Origin of the sequence: Chitinophaga parva, from assembly GCF_003071345.1 — a bacterium.
GTDB lineage: Bacteria > Bacteroidota > Bacteroidia > Chitinophagales > Chitinophagaceae > Chitinophaga > Chitinophaga parva.
On sequence record NZ_QCYK01000002.1, the window covers coordinates 2235100 to 2252767 of the forward strand.

General features: G+C 48.4%; 12 protein-coding genes and 1 tRNA gene. 9 read left to right on the forward strand and 4 right to left on the reverse strand.

The window, feature by feature from the left end:
* Nucleotides 1-2: 2 nt before the first annotated feature.
* The 6 genes from DCC81_RS19200 to DCC81_RS19225 all read left to right on the forward strand — a co-directional run bounded on the left by DCC81_RS19200 (nucleotide 3) and on the right by DCC81_RS19225 (nucleotide 10315).
* Complete coding sequence (locus tag DCC81_RS19200) at nucleotides 3-602, forward strand: RNA polymerase sigma factor (RefSeq protein WP_165806651.1); 600 nt, start codon at nucleotides 3-5, stop codon at nucleotides 600-602.
* Nucleotides 603-660: 58 nt separating this feature from the next.
* Nucleotides 661-1848, forward strand: coding sequence for a FecR family protein (locus DCC81_RS19205; protein WP_108688188.1), 1188 nt, complete (start codon nucleotides 661-663; stop codon nucleotides 1846-1848).
* 287 nt (nucleotides 1849-2135) lie between these two features.
* Nucleotides 2136-5618 carry a SusC/RagA family TonB-linked outer membrane protein gene (locus tag DCC81_RS19210; RefSeq protein ID WP_165806652.1) on the forward strand — a complete coding sequence of 1161 codons (3483 nt, stop codon included), beginning with the start codon at nucleotides 2136-2138 and terminating at the stop codon, nucleotides 5616-5618.
* Nucleotides 5619-5629: 11 nt separating this feature from the next.
* Nucleotides 5630-7066, forward strand: coding sequence for a RagB/SusD family nutrient uptake outer membrane protein (locus DCC81_RS19215; RefSeq protein ID WP_108688190.1), 1437 nt, complete (start codon nucleotides 5630-5632; stop codon nucleotides 7064-7066).
* A 109-nt stretch (nucleotides 7067-7175) separates the two neighbouring features.
* Nucleotides 7176-8120 (forward strand): ABC transporter ATP-binding protein, encoded by a 945-nt coding sequence (locus DCC81_RS19220; protein WP_108688191.1) that lies wholly within the window; start codon nucleotides 7176-7178, stop codon nucleotides 8118-8120.
* Nucleotides 8117-10315 carry a DUF4350 domain-containing protein gene (locus tag DCC81_RS19225; RefSeq protein ID WP_108688192.1) on the forward strand — a complete coding sequence of 733 codons (2199 nt, stop codon included), beginning with the start codon at nucleotides 8117-8119 and terminating at the stop codon, nucleotides 10313-10315. The genes DCC81_RS19220 and DCC81_RS19225 overlap by 4 nt, the downstream gene beginning before the upstream one ends.
* Before the next feature lie 79 nt (nucleotides 10316-10394).
* On the opposite strand, the gene DCC81_RS19230 is transcribed toward DCC81_RS19225, so the two are convergent.
* Nucleotides 10395-11369, reverse strand: coding sequence for a DUF2167 domain-containing protein (locus tag DCC81_RS19230; RefSeq protein WP_165806653.1), 975 nt, complete (start codon nucleotides 11367-11369; stop codon nucleotides 10395-10397).
* Nucleotides 11370-11630: 261 nt separating this feature from the next.
* On the opposite strand from DCC81_RS19230, the gene DCC81_RS19235 reads away from it, so the two are divergent.
* The 3 genes from DCC81_RS19235 (at nucleotide 11631) to DCC81_RS19245 (ending at nucleotide 12909) form a co-directional block, all read left to right on the forward strand.
* Nucleotides 11631-11714, forward strand: a tRNA-Leu gene (locus DCC81_RS19235).
* Nucleotides 11715-11883: 169 nt separating this feature from the next.
* Nucleotides 11884-12306: an Arm DNA-binding domain-containing protein gene (locus DCC81_RS19240; protein WP_108688194.1), complete on the forward strand. Its 423-nt coding sequence runs from the start codon at nucleotides 11884-11886 to the stop codon at nucleotides 12304-12306.
* A gap of 159 nt (nucleotides 12307-12465) precedes the next feature.
* Entirely contained in the window at nucleotides 12466-12909 is a 444-nt protein-coding gene (locus DCC81_RS19245) for a hypothetical protein (RefSeq protein WP_133177725.1), read from the forward strand.
* On the opposite strand, the gene DCC81_RS19250 is transcribed toward DCC81_RS19245, so the two are convergent.
* From DCC81_RS19250 to DCC81_RS19260, 3 genes are all read right to left on the reverse strand, one after another.
* Nucleotides 12906-15245, reverse strand: a complete 2340-nt coding sequence (locus DCC81_RS19250) for a hypothetical protein (RefSeq protein ID WP_108688196.1) — start codon at nucleotides 15243-15245, stop codon at nucleotides 12906-12908. The two genes, DCC81_RS19245 and DCC81_RS19250, sit on opposite strands and share 4 nt — an antisense overlap.
* Nucleotides 15246-15268: 23 nt before the next feature.
* Nucleotides 15269-17422: a hypothetical protein gene (locus DCC81_RS19255; protein WP_108688197.1), complete on the reverse strand. Its 2154-nt coding sequence runs from the start codon at nucleotides 17420-17422 to the stop codon at nucleotides 15269-15271.
* Nucleotides 17409-17668 (reverse strand): integrase core domain-containing protein (locus DCC81_RS19260; RefSeq protein ID WP_133177726.1); only part of this gene is annotated, 260 nt, incomplete at its 5' end. The genes DCC81_RS19260 and DCC81_RS19255, both read right to left, overlap by 14 nt.

Here is a 17668-nt window from a genome sequence, read left to right on the forward strand (position 1 = left end):
AATTGAGTGCATCGCATCCAGGGGAACTACACCTGCTATACCGCCGCGTAGCGGAAGGGAGTGAAGCGGCGTTTCGCCAGCTGGTGGATCACCATGCCCCGCGCTTACTGGCCCTGGCCGCCCGTATTACCGGATCTGCCGCCGTAGCAGACGACCTGGTGCAGGATACCTTCCTGAAAGTATGGCTTTCCCGCGACCAGCTTACCGAGGTGGAGCACCCCGAAGCCTGGATCAAGAAGATCTGTTTCTTCCTGGCCATTAACCACCTGCGCCGCCAGCAATTGCGCAGTAAGATCATGGACGTGGTGGAATACCGCCAGGCCCTGGATGCCCATGGATTGCCGGCTGAAGAGCTTGCCGAATTTCACCAGCTACTGGCCCTGCTCCACCAGGCCGTGAGGCAACTGCCTGCCAAACAGCAGTTGGTGTACCAGCTCAGTCGAGAGCAGGGACTTAGCATTGCGGAAATTGCGGAGCAAATGGGCCTTGCCGCCAGCACGGTTAAAAATCTGATGGTGATGGCCCTCAAAAATATCCGCACCGCCTTGCAGCATGCCGGCTACCCCCTGCTGGTGGCCATTTTGATCGATCTCCTGGTGTAGTGAAAAGAACTTTGCTTTTTTTCGGTACCATCCTTCCACTTATTTGTCTTATTAGTACATGGAACCAACAAGCCGCCTGAAATATCTCCTGGACCGCATGCAGGCACAAACTGCATCCGACGCCGAACTACAGGAACTGCAAGCCCTGGTGGCCGCCGATGAAAGTGGCGCCCTGCTGGATGCTGTGGAGCAATACCTGCCGGAGCCGGGCATGCTACCTGCTTACGATGCGGGCAAATGGACCAGGGTGGCGGACCAGATCCTGGCGGCCGACAGGCTGAAAGATGCTGCCATTGTGCCTTTGCGCCGGAAGGTGCCGGTGCTGCACCGGGCGGGTTGGGCTGCAGCCATCATCGTGCTGGTGGCCGTGGGGGGCTGGTGGTTGCATCATGCGCAGCGTCCTGTAAGGTCCCGGGAGCCACTTACCGGGCAACTGGCAGACGTAGGCCCCGCGTCCAACGGCGCTATCCTTACCCTGGCCAACGGACAGCAGGTATCACTGGATAGCATGGGCAATGGAGTAGTGGCCCGCCAGCAAGGCACCCGTGTAGTGCTGCAAGGCAATACCCTGCAGTACGAGGCTGGTAGCGGCAAAGCGAATGATGCATCCTGGAATACCGTGTCCACTCCCTACGGCCGGCAGTTCCAGCTGGTACTGCCTGATGGCAGCAAGGTATGGATGAATGCCGGCAGCACCCTGCAATTCCCGGTAGCATTCACCGGGGACATTCGCCAGGTAAAGCTTTCCGGCGAAGCCTATTTCGACATCCGGCAGAACAGTGCCCAGCCTTTCCACGTGCAGGTAAATAATAACGAAGACCTTACTGTATTAGGAACGGCATTTAACGTTAACGCCTATACGAACGAACAGCGTAGCTTCACGACGTTGATCAGCGGCGCTTTGCGGGTATCATCCGGCAATGCGAGTGTTACGCTAAAGCCAGGCCAGCAGGCTGTTGCGGCGGGTAAAGGTGTACTGCAACTGCAGGCGCAGGCCGATACGGAAACTGCCCTGGCCTGGAAGAACGGCCTGTTCAACTTTAACGGCGTAGGCCTGCACGCCATGCTGCGCCAGCTGGAACGCTGGTATGATCTCCAGGTAGTGTATGAAGGAAATGTACCGGATGTGCAGTTCTTCGGGGAAATGAGCCGCAACCTGCAGCTTTCCGATGTGCTGGCGGGGTTGGAACGGTCAGACGTGCATTTCAGGCTGGAAGCGGGCAGGCGACTGGTGGTGATGCCATAAGCATATTAATTGCTGACAGATAATTAAAACAACGTTCATTAGATAACCAAAATCATAAGATCGCTTTAACAATCGTAAAGAAGTAAAGGAAGAGGTCAACCAACAAAAAACGGAAGTGCGCTAACACTTCCGGTAGGCTTTGCTTGCGCAAAACTATCGTCTGGCTGATCTGAACCTGGTTTCGAGCCCTTCATTTATCAACCAAACATTGCAAATCTATGCAAAAAACTGCTTACAGGAGCCGTCCGGGACTGCCATGCCGGCTCGCAACCAAAATCGTTAGGATCATGAAACTCACTTCCGTGCTGTTGTTGGTCTTGTGCCTTCATGTGTCGGCCACTACATTTTCACAAGGCATCACTTTTTCCGGCAAGGGTGTTTCCCTGGAAAAAGTATTTTCCGAGATCAAACATCAAACGGGGTATGTTGTTTGGGGTAAATCTGAATTGCTCCACAATGCCCACCCGGTAACGCTTTCCGCGAAGCAGATGCCGCTCACCGACTTTCTCGATGTATTGCTGCAGGACCAGTCCATCCGCTACAAAATAGCCGGCAATACCATCATGCTGTTTGGTAAGCATGAAGCGGAAGCGGGAGCGGAGGCACCATTGGTGCTGACTCCGGTAACCGGCCGTGTAACAGACAGCCTGGGTGGCACGCTCATTGGCGCCACGGTGACCAACCTGGATACGCATCAATCCACCATGACCAATACCGCCGGGGAATTTACCGTGGAAGCTGCCGCCGGTCATACCTTGCGCATCAGTTTCGTAGGCTATGGGTCTAGAGAGATCGTTGTCACTGCTGGTATGGTGCAGGCAAAAAGGGTTGGCAATATCGGCCTGTCCCTGAGCACTTCTAACCTCGCTGCGCTCAACGTGTCTGCCAACACCGGCTACCAGAATATCCCCAAGGAACGCGCTACCGGTGCATTCGGCATTGTAACGGAAAAAACATTGAGCACCCGCCTGGAAACCAATGTGCTGGACCGCCTGGAAGGCACGGTACCAGGGCTTTTCATGAACAATGGCGGTGTAAATATCCGTGGCCTGGCCACGCTCTATGGCAACCAGGCGCCTTTGTATGTAGTGGATGGATTCCCGTACGAAGGGGACATCAACTTCATTAACCCCTCGGACGTGGTGAACGTAACGGTGATGAAGGATGCGGCAGCTGCTTCCATTTATGGTACGCGCGCGGCAAATGGTGTGATCTCCATCACCACCCGCAGTGGCGGCAACCATAAAACGAAGGTGAACTTCAGTAGCTCCATCATGATAACGCCGGTGCCGGATGAAGGAAAGCTGCATTTCCTCGATTCAAAAGAAATGGTAGACCTCCAGCAGGAATATTTCAACATCTGGCATCCCAGTTATACGGAGTCTACCCAGCGTAGCCGCACACCGGGCGCCATCACTGCGCTGTACAACGCGGAACAAGGCATTATTACCCAGCAGCAACTGGATAGTACCCTGAACAGCCTGCGCCAGGCAAACGGGCCGCAGCAATGGAAAGACCTGTATTCCCGCCAATCCGCGCGGCAGCGCTACGCCTTGTCTGTAGACGGTGGCAACGATATACAACAGTATAACCTGTCCATGAACTACACCGGCTCCAGGGGTAATGGCCTGCGCAGCGGCGACCAGCAGGTAAATATAGGGCTGAAGGAAAAGGTGAAGGTGTTCAAATGGCTGGATGCAGATGCAGGCATTGCCACCAATCTTACCAAGGGCACTTTTATGACCCTTGATCCTACAAGCATGTACCTGAACATGCCCTATGAAGTCCTTAAAAATCCTGATGGCAGCTATGCCTCTTTCACCCAGCCTAAATCCGAATACGAGATCCAGCGCCTGAAAAGCCTTGGGTTGTATGATGAAACCTACAATCCCCTGCTGGAAATGAACCAGTCGTTCCCGGTGTATTCTTCTAACTACTTCCGCTTGCAGGGTGGATTTACGGTGAAGTTTATGCCTGGCCTCAACCTGGATATCAAGTACCAGACGGAGCGCGGTACCGGCTATAATAAAACCTATTATACGGCTAATTCCTACTACGTTAAATCCATGATCAACGATGCTACCCAGATCGTTGACGGGCAGATCACCAGGAACGTGCCGGATGGAGGACAGGTAGCGGAAACCCGTAGCGACTCACATTCCTATACCGCGCGGGCACAGTTGAACTTTGACCGCAAGTTTGGCTCCCGGCACCGCATTACCGCACTGGCAGGCGGGGAGCGCCGTGATATTGTAAGTGCGTCCACCTCCGTATTCCGCATGGGATACAGCGATAATAACCTGCAGTTCCTGCCGGTGGACCAGATAGCCCTGGGCAGCCTGAAGGGCACGGAATCCCTTACCAACACGTTTTCCCTGCAGTATAATAATAACAACAACTTTTCGTACGGGGAAGACCGTTATATTTCCGGCTACGGCAATATTGGCTACACCTACAACGATAAGTACAACCTGACCGGTAGTGTGCGCGTGGACAACTCCAACCTGTTTGGCACCGACCCGCGTTATCGCTACCTGCCCCTGTGGTCTGCCGGCGCCAGCTGGCATATTATGCAGGAAGATTTCCTGAAGGAGGTGGCCTGGCTTAACAACCTGACCCTGCGTACTACTTATGGCCTGGGCGGCAACGTGGCCCGCACTGTGGGGCCTTACCTGCAGGCGCAGAGCTCTTTCTTCCTGGAGGGCGGTGCCACTGCTACGGATATTATTTACCCGCCTAATAAATCCCTGCGTTGGGAAAAAACAGCCAGCACCAATATCGGGTTAGACTTTGCCGTGCTGCAAAACCGTATTTCCGGCTCCGTGGATTATTACATCCGCCATACCACGGACCTGCTGGGCCAGCGCGCCACGGATCCTACCAATGCATTCCCTTCCGCATTGATCAACTATGGCGCCATGACCAATAAAGGCTTCGAGCTGGCACTGAACACCGTGAACGTGCGCGGCCGCACATTCAACTGGAGCAGCAACCTGGCGCTGAGCATTAACCACAACAAGATGACCCGCATAGATACCCGCACACCGGATATCTACGGCATGACCAATGGATACGGGGTAGACGTGGTAGGCAAGCCAATGGACGCGCTGTACAGCTTCCGCTACGCAGGCCTGGACCCTACCAATGGTTCTGAGATGGTGTACGATGCCAGCGGTAAGGTGGTGAAGAACTACGACAGCAATGGCAACATCGTGTCTAATATGACAGATGTAAATGGCCTGGTGTACAGTGGCACACTTCGCCCCAAATACACCATCGGCTTTACCAACAGTGTGAGCTGGAAACAACTGACGCTGAACGTGATCCTGGTTGCCAACGGTGGTAATGCCCTCCGTGATGTGGTAGGCGTGCAGAGTTATTACAACATCACTTTTAACCAGGACAGCCGCGTGAAGAATTTCTGGCGCAAGCCGGGGGATGAAAAGAACCCTTCCACTATCCCGGCGCCGGACCTGCAGGGCAATGGAGGTAGTTACTTCTCTACCATGTGGTTTGCGGCAGATAAGAACATCCTGAAAGCAGACTACATAAAGGTGCGGGACATTTCCCTGATGTATACCTTGCCGGGCAGCGTTTGGCAAAACAAATTCTCCTCCGCCCGCTTCACCCTGCAGGTACAGAACCCGTTTGCCTGGTTCAGGAACGGGCCTGGTATAGACCCGGAAGCCTACTACATGGCAGCACCTCAGATGCGGAGAACCACACCTATAATGCCTACCTATATGGCCGGTTTTGACCTGAACTTCTAACACTGCAACACATGAAGCAACTCACTCTTTATACGATTGGCGCCGCCATGCTGACGCTGTGCGCATGCAACAAATTCCTGGACATTAAGCCCAAGGACAAATTCATTCCCACCACGGTGACAGACTTTGAGAACATGCTGAACTCCGGCACCATGGTGAACTACGGCGACTACTACTGGGACCTGGGATCTGACGATGCCTTCCTGCCGGAAGGGGAGCCAGGTAACCTTTACAGCAAGCAGCAGCTCTATGGCCGTAAAGCTTATATTTTTAATAATCATCCATATGAAGACAATGCGAATGATTTTCTCTGGAGCGAGGGATATAAACGCATTTTCTATTTCAATACCGTGATCAATAACATCATGGATGCCACGGAAGGCACGGATGGCAACAAGCGCAGTGTCCGCGCAGAAGCGCTGCTGGGGCGGGCCATGGAGCATCTGCAGTTGGTGAACGTGTATGCCCAGCACTATGATGCTGCTACCGCTGCAAAGGATTATGGTATTCCCATTGCCACGGTGGCAGACATCAATGCCAAGTTTGTGCGCAATACGGTGAAAGAAGTGTACGACCAGGTGATCGCAGATGCCACCGCCGCCGTGGCAGACCTGCCCCTGCAACATAAGCTCACGAAATTCCGTGCTTCCAAAGCCGGCGGCTACGCGGTGCTTGCCCGCGCCTACCTGTTCATGGGCGATTATGACAATGCTAAAAAGAATGCAGACCTGGCCTTGTCCCTGCAAAGTGGGCTCACGGATATGAACACCTACAAAGTGACCATACCCGGTCCCTTCCCCAATGTGCCCGGTGCACCGCTGGGATGGACCAATATCCCGGATGCGCAACTGAACCCTGAAACGATTGTGGCCAGGCACTTCCTGCGGCCTTTTGGATTGGGCATGGATGTTTGTGCATCGCCGGAGCTCACGGCCTTGTTTACAAATGACGACTGCCGCTGGAACCTGTATTATGCCAACGGATGGCCGCCTGCACCGCCTTACAATTACATGAACCGCTTCGGGGTGCGCATCTTCCTGCGCGGGGACTATTATAACAATTACCTCGGCGTACCAGAGCTTTACCTGACCCGTGCGGAGTGCAATGCCCGTGCTAACAAGTTAGATGAGGCACTGGCAGACGTGAACAAACTACGTGCTACCCGCATTGCGCCCGCCACCTATAAAGCCTTTACCGTGGCTGATTTTGGAAATGATGCAGATAAGGTGCTCCGCTTTGTGCTGGAAGAAAGAAGACGGGAACTGGCATTCACCGGCATGCGCATTATTGACCTGAAGCGGCTGAACAAGGACCCGCGCTTCAGGAAAACCATCACGCACGTAGCAGAAGGAACTACTTATACCCTGGAGCCAGGCAGCAATGCTTATGTCCGCGAGTTGTGGCCTACCGCCATGGTCTTCAACCCGGACTGGCCTCAAAATCCATAAATACGGTTGATGCCCTGTTTCAATGTGGCTTGTCCTGCTGACCGGGTACGGATTTCATTCCGTCCCGGCAGGGGCAGCCCTGGCTATTATTTTTTTCAATTGATCTTACATGCAAAACAACATCGTTACCATTGAAGGGCTCTCGCACCGTTACAGCAAAGACTGGGCGATACAGGACATCAGCTTCGGGATCAACCGGCAGGGTATCCTGGGCCTGCTGGGGTCCAACGGCGCTGGTAAGTCTACCACCATGAATATCCTCTGCGGGGTGCTGAGCCAAACGGAAGGCAAGGTGCTCATTGAAGGCATTAATATGCGGGAGCAACCGGAGCTGGCCAAACGGCATATTGGCTTCCTGCCACAGAACGCACCTTTGTACCTGGAACAGACCGTGGATGAATACCTGACCTATTGCGCGCACATCCGCCTGCTGGATAAACGGGACGTGAAACCAGCCGTGGAAGCGGTAAAGGAGCGTTGTGGCGTAGCGCATTTCAGTAAGCGACTGATCGGCAACCTTTCCGGCGGGTACCGCCAGCGCGTGGGCATAGCCCAGGCCATTATTCACAAGCCTTTGCTGGTAGTGCTGGATGAACCAACCAATGGACTGGACCCTAACCAGATCCTGGAGGTGCGCCAGCTCATTAAAGAAATTGCAACTGACCGTGCAGTGATCTTTTCTTCGCATATCCTTTCAGAGATACAAGCCACCTGCCAGGACATCATCATGATCGAAGGCGGGCGCATTGTGTTCAAAGACAGCCTGGACGCATTCAATAATTACATAGAGCCGGACAGCCTGGTAACCACGATGGAAAACCCTCCGCCCAAAGCCACGTTGCTGGCCATTCCCGGCGTGCGGCAGGTAGACTTCCTGGCAGATAAGATCCTGCGTATGCATTTTGATCCGCATGCGGATATCGCGGAGCACATCGTGGTGATGAGCGTGCAGCAGGGGTGGAGGCTGAAAGAGATCACCCTGGAGAAAAGCTCGCTGGATGCCATTTTTGCACAACTGTCCAACAAAAAACCTAAACCCGGAAACCCGTCATGAAAGTAATAAGAAAGATAGCGTGGCAGGAGCTAAGCCTGTTGTTTTGCTCACCCATTGCGTGGTTGATATTGATCGTATTCCCGGTGCAAATAGGCCTGGACTTCCTGTACTACATACAGATGCTGGGCCGCTCCCAGCGCATGGGGCATCATTTTACGGATGTGACCATGATCGTGTTTGCCAACAAGCAGCAAGGGTTTTACCCGGGGGTGAAGAATACTTTGTATTTCTATATCCCGCTGCTTACTATGGGCCTTATCAGCCGGGAAACCCACAGTGGTTCTATGAAATTGCTGCTCTCGTCGCCCATCAAGGTGCGCGACATTGTGCTGGGTAAATACCTGGCCATGATGGGATATGGAGCCATGCTGCTGGTGATCATTTGCCTGTATGCATGGTCCGGTGCATTTTTCATTGATCATATTGACTGGTCTTTACTGGCATCCGGCGCGTTAGGGCTTTACCTGCTGATCTGCGCTTATGCTGCCATCGGGTTGTTTATGTCTTCACTCACTACTTACCAGGTAGTGGCGGCTATCAGCACCCTGGCGGTATTAGCGGGATTGAACTTCGTAGGTACCTTGTTCCAGGGCAATGATGCAGTACGGCACGTAACTTATTTTATGTCAATAGCCGGCAGAACGGAGAAGTTTATCTATGGCCTCATTGGTACCGAAGACCTGGTGTACTTCCTGCTGGTGATCGGTTTCTTCCTTTGCCTCACCAGCATGCGCCTCCAGGATCAGCGTGATGGAAAGCCGCGCTGGATAAAGATTATGCGCTATGCAGGTTTGGTATTCAGTTGCTTCCTGATCGGTTATGTAAGTTCAAGGCCCGTGCTGACCGGCTATGTAGATATGACCGCGACAAAGCAACACACCCTGGGCCCGCAAAGCCTTGACCTGATCCATCACATGGATAAGCCGCTAAAGATCACCACGTATGTAAACATCTTTGACAACAACTACTACCTGGCAGCGCCGGAAAAGAAAAGCGAAGACGAGCGCCTGCTGACGCCTTACCGCCGGTTTATGCCAGACCTGCAAATGGAGTACGTATACTATTACGACCTGGCGAACAATAAGAGCCTGTATAAAAATTACCCCGGGCAAAGTGATGAGCAGATAGCACGAAAGGTAGCCGACATACAAAACCTTGATTTCAGCAAGGTGCTGTCGCCGGCCCGCATCCGCCAACAGGTAGACCTGCGCCCGGAGGAGAACCGCCTGGTGCGCCAGCTGCAATACGGCAACCAGAAGACCTTTCTGCGCTACTATGATGACTTCATGATCTATCCCAGTGAGCAGGAAATTACCGCGGCCCTGAAACGCCTGGTGGCACCGGATTCCATTCCGTTGGTAACTTTTGTGAGTGGCGACGGGGAGCGCGATATCCACCGTGCAGGTGATGCGGACTACCATATGTTTGCCACTGAAGTGACCTTCCGCCGGGCGCTGATCAACCAGGGCTTCAACGTGGATACCGTGCACCTGGATACCCAGGACATTCCTGCTAAAACTGTGGTACTGGTACTGGCCGATCCCAAACAGGCCTTATCGCCCGCGGCACAAGCGAGATTGGGAGCCTATGTGGCCCAGGGACATAACCTCTTCCTGCTCACAGAACCTGGTGATGCCCCGCTGGTAGCGCCTTTGCTGGCCAAGCTGGGTGTTACTGCCGGCGCAAGTGCAGTGCAGGAGCCCAGCCGCGATTATGCACCAGACTTCATCCTGGCTACACTGCCGGATAGCGCGGGTATGCTGGAGCCGATGCTGGGTGGTTACAGCCATGACAGCGCCATTGTATCCATGCCAGGTGCGCTGGCGTTGGAAACGGTGTCCCAGCAGGGGTTTCAGCGCATTCCGCTGTTGCAGTCCAAAGACCACCATGTGTTGGCAATAGGTTTGCAGAAAGGAAAACAACGCATTGTGATAGCCGGTGATGCAGACTTCATGAGCACGGGAGAGCTGAACCGCCACCAGCCCGGTGTCTGGAACCAGCCGTTGATCACAGAACTGTTCCGCTGGTTCTCAGATGAACGTTACCCGGTGAACATTGGCGCCCGTGCCTCTAAAGACTCGATAGACAGTGACGATAAAGGAGTGACCACTATGCGGGTACTATTCTTTGGCCTGCTGCCGGGCATATTGCTGATAGGGGCTGCTGTCCTGCTGCTGTACCGCAAACGCCGCTGACCAATAACCAATCATTATACAAACACAAAGGCCCGCGATATGCTTCGCGGGCCTTTTTATGTAATGAGAATGCGGTGATCTATGCATGGGGATTGTCCGTTGCCGTGCCTTCTTCTGTGGGGAGGGCAGGTGGCGTATCGGATGTCGCCGCTGCTTCAGCAGGCGTTTCGATGGCAGCAGCGTCAGCTGCCTGCGTGTAATCGTCTACGTTAGACTCCGCTTTTTTGCGGCGGAATATTTTGCGGAAGAAGCTGCCGATGGCGCCCAGGCCGATGAGGATGAACTTCCAGAAGGCCAGGAGGTATTTGCCAAAGATGGCCAGCAAGCCAACCTTTGCGAGGATCTTGCCCGCTACCAGGGTGCCGATGGTCCATGCGGCTACCTTGTCTATTTTGGGATCGAAGTCGAAGTAGCTGTTACCTTCCGTGAAAGAAGCCATGTGCAGTACCTTTTCGATGTTGGCATTCACCTGGGGCAGTTCATGCATGGTGCAGATGACATCAATGGACAGTACGCCTTTGCGGCCCAGGATACGGATCTCGTAATTGAGGGTCCGTTCGTCGCGGGACTGCTCGGCATCGCCTACCTGGATGTCCTTGGCCCAGTGGAGCACTTTGTTTTGCTTGTCGTAGAAGGGAGCCTGTGCCCAACCGATGAGGTGCATGGTAGAATAGCCTTCTTTTTTGCGGTTTTCGTTATCTTCTTTTTCGCCGTCCTGGATCTGCTTCAGGAGGTCATTGTAATTGATCTTAGCCGCGTCGTCGTCCTTCACGTAGCCCATTTCGTCGTAGGAGACCACGAATACAAAGCTGCTGTCGGTGAAAGGATCGGCATTTTCGGGAAAGATCATGCCCAGGGTTTTGTTGGCCACTTCCGGGGGATTGCCCCACAGTTTGGTGAGCACGTCGATGCTTTGTTCTTTGTTGAGGAATTTGAAACCGGGGGGCACGTGGATCTCCGCCTTGCCATTGCTGAGTTTTATGGTGCCGGTTTCATAGTGTTCCGAATTTCTGATGGAGTCGATGATGTGGCCCTGAGCGACGGCTTCTTCCACGAGGGAATCGGTGTCATTGCCCTGGGGCTGCGTAAAGGCATAGGGAGGCCACAGTGAGGGCTACAGTTGCGCAAAAAAATCTGAACATATAGATAAGGGTGGTTTGGGTACACGGGTTGCGGCCGCCAGGATAGCAAAATAATTTCGGGACTTTATAATTTCCCGGGTAAGGTTTTTAGAGGGGAATTTGAAAATAAATTTGCTTTTTTTCTGGATTTATTTACTTTTGCAGCCCGCAGTTACCGAAAGGGTGGCTGTATTGCCCAGATGGCGGAATTGGTAGACGCGCTAGACTCAAAATCTTGTTTCGGCAACGGAGTGCAGGTTCGATTCCTGTTCTGGGCACAATTCACTGAAAACCAATCTCTTACAATCTAAAGAGATACTGAAAATCAACTTATTAGGGTTGGCGATTCATTTCGCTGACCCTTTTTTCGTTTGTAGGCCCCCATAACCCCAGTAACCTCTCCAGTAACCTCTGTTGAATTTCCAGTCACCATCTAACTAATTTAAAATGAACATATTAAGTGTTGATTATTCTTTTTGGCTTTATAAGTCAAAAGTAAATAAGCGCGGTGAAGTACCTGTTTATATGCGTATAGCCGTTGGGGATAGTAAAAAAGAAATAGCAACTGGCATCTACATTAAAGAAAGAGATTGGAATGCATCTCGGCGTGTAATTCGGCGGTCTTCGGCGGATTATGAGATTGAAAACTTGAAGCTTGAAATTCTGGTGAAGCGCTTTAAAGAAGTTGTAAAAATGCTCGTTGAGAATGAACATGACTTCACTGCTGATTTGATTAAACAAAGGATGCTTAATGAAAACAAACAGGTTAAAGGTTTGTTGCCATATTTTGAAGGTTATCTTGAGAAAATGAAAAGTCTTGTAGGTATTGAATTTGCCGTTCATGTTTGTCATCATCTGTTGAGAAGATGAATTTTTCAATTTTTGAAAATTTCAAAAAATTCTCTTCAATGGCTGGATGCTGAACCAATGCAATTGCACTCACAAAGGAATCTTCAGTTGGATCAATTGTTATTTCATAGGTTGGTATTTTCATTTACTTTTTTAAGTATCTTGTATAAAATTTTAAATATGACCCCAAAGCAAAACGTTGCCGAAAATGGCTTATATCAAATAATTGAAGGGATGTCCTCCGAGCAAAGGGCTGAATACGATAAAATTGAATTGCCATACGAATTTCGCGCTAATAGGTTACAGATTTCAGCACAGTTCACCAACTTACTAAATGCAGAACAATCCATGCGTTTAGTGCAAATTGTATCTATATTTCAAACTGATAAAAGTTACTTCCATCTGGGCGATTATGAAACGGAGAAGGCGTTTGAAGCCGAGTTTCAGAAGGTGCTTAGTTCACTACCTGCTGATAGAGTTGAGAAGGCGAGGGCGCTCAATCGGCCATTCTATAGATGGACCTTCAATGGTCCGTTTTACGATAGTGAGTTTCTCAGAGATATATTTCCGAGTGAGATGTACTATCATCTTGAAAGGTATTTGGATAGATTTAGAAAGAGCTAAAACGTACTTATCTTATTTTGATAATCAATCCTGTCATTTGTTTCCTTCAAATCCTTCTGCGTTACATAAGCCTTGATCTGCATATCTTTTAAATTCGTCACATTTACATTTGCAGTTGTAGTTTGATTTAATGATGCTGCTGAAATGCTAGGTGCTGAAATGCTTGATATGCTTGTAGCGGATAGGGAAGGGGCGGAGACTGAATCACTGGTACCTGGTACTTTGACTGAGAGTATTTTTTTAACATTTGAAATCCCTGCTGCCACTGCTGCCGCCGCACTGGCAATACCTAATACAATTCCATATGGCCCACCAACTTCAAGGCCATCTAAATAGGCTTTGGTGCCAGCCTCATAAGTACTGATAGTTGCACTGGCTACGCTCAATGCCTTGCCTGTTGCAGTTTGCTTGCCTGCTAGGTCGCTAAATGCATTTAAATCATTTGCAGCCAAATCAAGTTCTTTTCTTTTGTGGTCTGCTTCTGCTGTGGCTAGTTCCTTTCTTGCTTCTGTTTGTTGATTAGTTATTTCTGTAAGCTTTGCTTCATGATTGGCAGTTAGTAACTCAATTTGCTCCTGGTTGCCTTGTTGAAGATTCAATTCCTCTTGATAACTTGCGTTTTCTGCTTGAACTTGCGCATCTAAAACAGCCTTCTTCTTATCAAAAGCAGTTTGCGGATCGTCCTTTTTATCTGCTGTGTTTTCGGTTGTCGTCTTGATTACATTGACATTTGCGTTAACAGTGGCAGTGTGTAATGTTTCTTCTGTGTCAGTACTGTTTAACTGATCCAGTCTTAATTGCTCAATTGCTTCTTTTTCTTTTTCAGTGGCATTCTTTAACATGTCATCAAATGACTTGTTTATTTCATCACGTTTCTGCTGGGAAACGTTTGTAGTCTTATCTTTTGCTTTCTGGATGAAATCATTTATTTGATCGTCATATTTTTTGTTTATTTCGGCTTCCTGGTACTTATATGCTTCCGTTAGCCTTGTTGTATCTTGCCCATTTTTATTGAATAAGTCCAATCTTTTTTGATAATCAAATTCCAATTCTTTCAAGTCCTGATCTCTTTGAGAAGCACTGTTTGAAAAGATTGCCTTATCAGCGTCAGCTAGGTCTTTTGCAATTTCATCCATAGCAGCTTTCCTTTCTTGGGCTGCTTTTTCCCTAGCTGCTTTTGCTGCTTCATCAGCCTTCTTTCTTGCTTCTTCTGCTTTTTTATCGGCTTCATCCTGGGCTTTTATTCTTTCTTGGTTCTGGCGGGTTTGGATGTCTTGCGTTGCCTTTAACCTTTCTTCTTCATTATCTTGGGTGGCAATAAGGCGTTGTTTATCTAGTTCTTTTTGAATAGTTATGTATTCCTGGCTGCCTTCTTTGTATTGTTTTAAACCATATTCAAGGCCTTTCACTCTTTCAGCAGTCAGATCAATTTCTGCTTGTTTTGCTTGTTTTGCTCTTGCATCTAAATATCCTTGTTGGGCGTTTCCAATTAGATTGAATCCATTCACAAAATCATCTTGCGCTTTTTTAAAGTCACCATGTATTAGATCAATTGCACTTTTTAATGGGGCAATCGTATATTGAATGACTGCATTCCCAACGCCAATGACTACTGCTTTTATCTTATTAAAAGTGTCGCCAGCGTTATTTAAACCGGGTATGAGTTTTAAGACAGTTTCTTTTAATTCGTCGAAATTTGATACTAAATAGGCTACGGCTGCAACAATTAAACCAATGCCAATTGACTTCAAAGCAACTCCTGCAGCTTGTTCTGCCACTGTTAAACCTTCTGTAGCAGTTGTAGTTAGACCAAGAACAGCGATAAGGTTTTTGTAAGAGTTTTTAATATCATCCAAACTATTTAAGGCACCAGAGAAGGCCATGAGACCTTGCAAACGCGCAATTGACTCTTCTGCTGTTTTACTATCCACTCCTAATGCCGTAAATGCCCCAGCAACACCTTGTATTGCGCCAGTTGCGCCTTTTGCTAGACTGCCAAGTGCTTGTAGCTTATTATCTGGATTGAAGGCTTCTATGCTTTGGTTGTATTCATCCTGCTGGTCTTTCAACTCAGCTACTCTTTTAGCCGCTTCCTTATAGCCGTCACTATTTTGTCCTTGTGTTTTAAGCAATTGCTGGGCTTCATTATTGGCTTCGCGTATTGCTTGGCGAAAATTTTTGAAACTAGTAGCCCCTGCATCGCCTGGTTTGGTGTTGTTGACCTTATCAAGGGAGTCTTTCAAAGAATCTGCCGATTGTTTTACATCATCAATGTTCTGCTGGGAATTGCCTGTATCAACCGATAAAATTATTTTTTGTTGAGAGTTATCTGCCATTAATTCTTTAAATATTGACAGACCTATAACACAATCTTTTGTAGCTTAACTGTTGATGTGTTTTTGTTGCTGGAGTAGTTGATTGAAAGTATTTTGAAGTAACCATAACCATTAGGCAAATTCAAAAATACAGGAATCCTTAGATCGATTTGATTTATATCTGTTTCAGTTAAATGGATATCAATATCTATTATTATCAGATTAGCATCAATTAGCTCCGCAATCTGATTTTGATAGTATTGAAAACTTGTTGATACGTCCAAATAGTTATCATCAGCTAGGAAATAGAACTCTCTTGGTGAACTAAAATGCAAATCTGATATTGGCACCAATGCAGATGGGTTTCCATCGCTATCATTTGGGGTGTTCAAATACCTGGATGCTGGATCGAAAATATAGTTGCTAACTAGTGCATAATTATCGAGTGTAGATAAGGTGTTAAATGTCCATTCGCCAGTTGATAGATTCAAGCTATCGTCGCCTATTTGGTATTGCGCACAGGCATGTAAGTCATTGAAATACAATATTCTAATGTTCACATTGCTTGGTTGTTTCGTGTCAATCGAAGATCCATTTTTGGCGAATAAGGGATACATCCGATAAGTGCCACTGATAGCCATCATGGGCGAAGGGCTAAAGGGCAATGTTATTGTTTTTTGATCCGCATACCCAATACCATCAAAGGCTAGTTGTGAATATGTTTCATTCCACTTCTTTTTGTACGTATCATTGAAGTAATCACTATCATCTTTGAAGGAAAATAGATAGTTTTTTGGAATCGTGGTGTTGTTAGTTATTTTGATACCCTTTGATAAATCAACTTTATTACTCCAATCCAATGCAGTTGTTTTAATTGTTGCAGCGTTGGCGTAAGCATAATAGTAGTCATAGGTTGATAAATGGAAATGGCTTGGATTTGAATTGTCAGTGTAGCAATAAATATTGAATAAAGAAAACAATCCTTTCAAGAAATCAATCTGCTTTATTCCTGTTGGCGCTGCTGGTGTGATGTAGTCTCCCACCTCTACATTAACTGTAATGGCTGAAGTTGCGTCTTTGGAAAATTGCAAAGTGGCGCTGGTGATATTGAACTTGGAATAAATGACTCCACTTGCTCCAGTATTTTGCAGAAGTCTTACCTGTAGTTGTTCAGATGTGGTGAAATCTGTTTGTTGCAATATCATGTCAACTGAAAATGGAACGTAAGGCTTGCTGCTATTTTCTGGAATAGTTACGCGCTGCTCTGCAAGCACAGTCCATGTTGTTAAATCAACGTCTGTTAAAAAATCTCTTTTTACGAGTTGGATTGAAAATGTGTCATCAAATCCAGCTGGTAAATCATTCTGGTAACTGCCACTTACTTGTATTCTTGCATCGCTGGTGAAGGTTCTTTTGCAAACGAGGATGTTTTGTGTTCTGTTACCAGATGGACCACTGCCATATGCAGGACCGTAGTCCAATAGGTAGTTGTCGCTAATTGCAGTCCACTTCACTGGATAACTGTATAGCTCATCAGTGCTACTTTTCAAAACCCAGTTGAAATCCTGGTCAGTAGTTGTAGTTGTTGTCATAACTGCCCTATGGTCAGTTGATGTGTAGGTCAACGTTCCTGAACTTGATGGAATGATTAACCTTTTCCAAAAGTCTTTGAATGTGGATGTGTCGTTTATTTCAAAAGTATATCCAACCGAATTGAAAATGCGGGCAACATACTCATTCACCCATATGCCTGGTTGGAAGTTTTTGATGTTATTATAGGCATAGGAAGTGTTATAGTCAGCATTCTTATTTACATATCCGTAATCTATGAAGCCATAAATATATCCTCTACCTAGTTGATAAAATTGATTTGTGTGTGCATTAGCAGTTTTATCAAAAACTTCGATATATGGCAAATAGCTGGTGTTTGAAGGACCCTGGCTGCTAAGTATATTATCTATGTTGTAGGTGTGCTTGAGTTCTGATAGGTCCAGATCAGTTAATACGGAATTTCCAAGGGCTGTTTTAAAGCCAATTAAACAGCCTGTAATTATTGAATTGTATGATATGTTTCCATTATTGTCAACATCTACTGATGATACAACTAAGTACCCTTTTAATATCAGAATGGTGTCCTCATAAACAGCGCATGTAACATGTCGTGTTGTAGCATGAAAGCTTCCCTCAGTTAGTAACATTCAAAACTAAATCTTTCCATTCAAATCTTTGGTCCTTGAGGAACGTCGGAAGGGCGTAGCCCTGAAGACGTTCCTCAAGGAAGGCCACTGGCGGCCGGTACCCGAGGGCGCTATGAGGGCGCTCGTTGTTATAGACCCACATCCATGCATACGCCATTGTTTGCGCATCCTTGAGCCGGGTAAAACAATATGCATCCAACACCTCTGTCCTGAAGCTGCGGTTGAAGCGCTCCATATAGCCGTTTT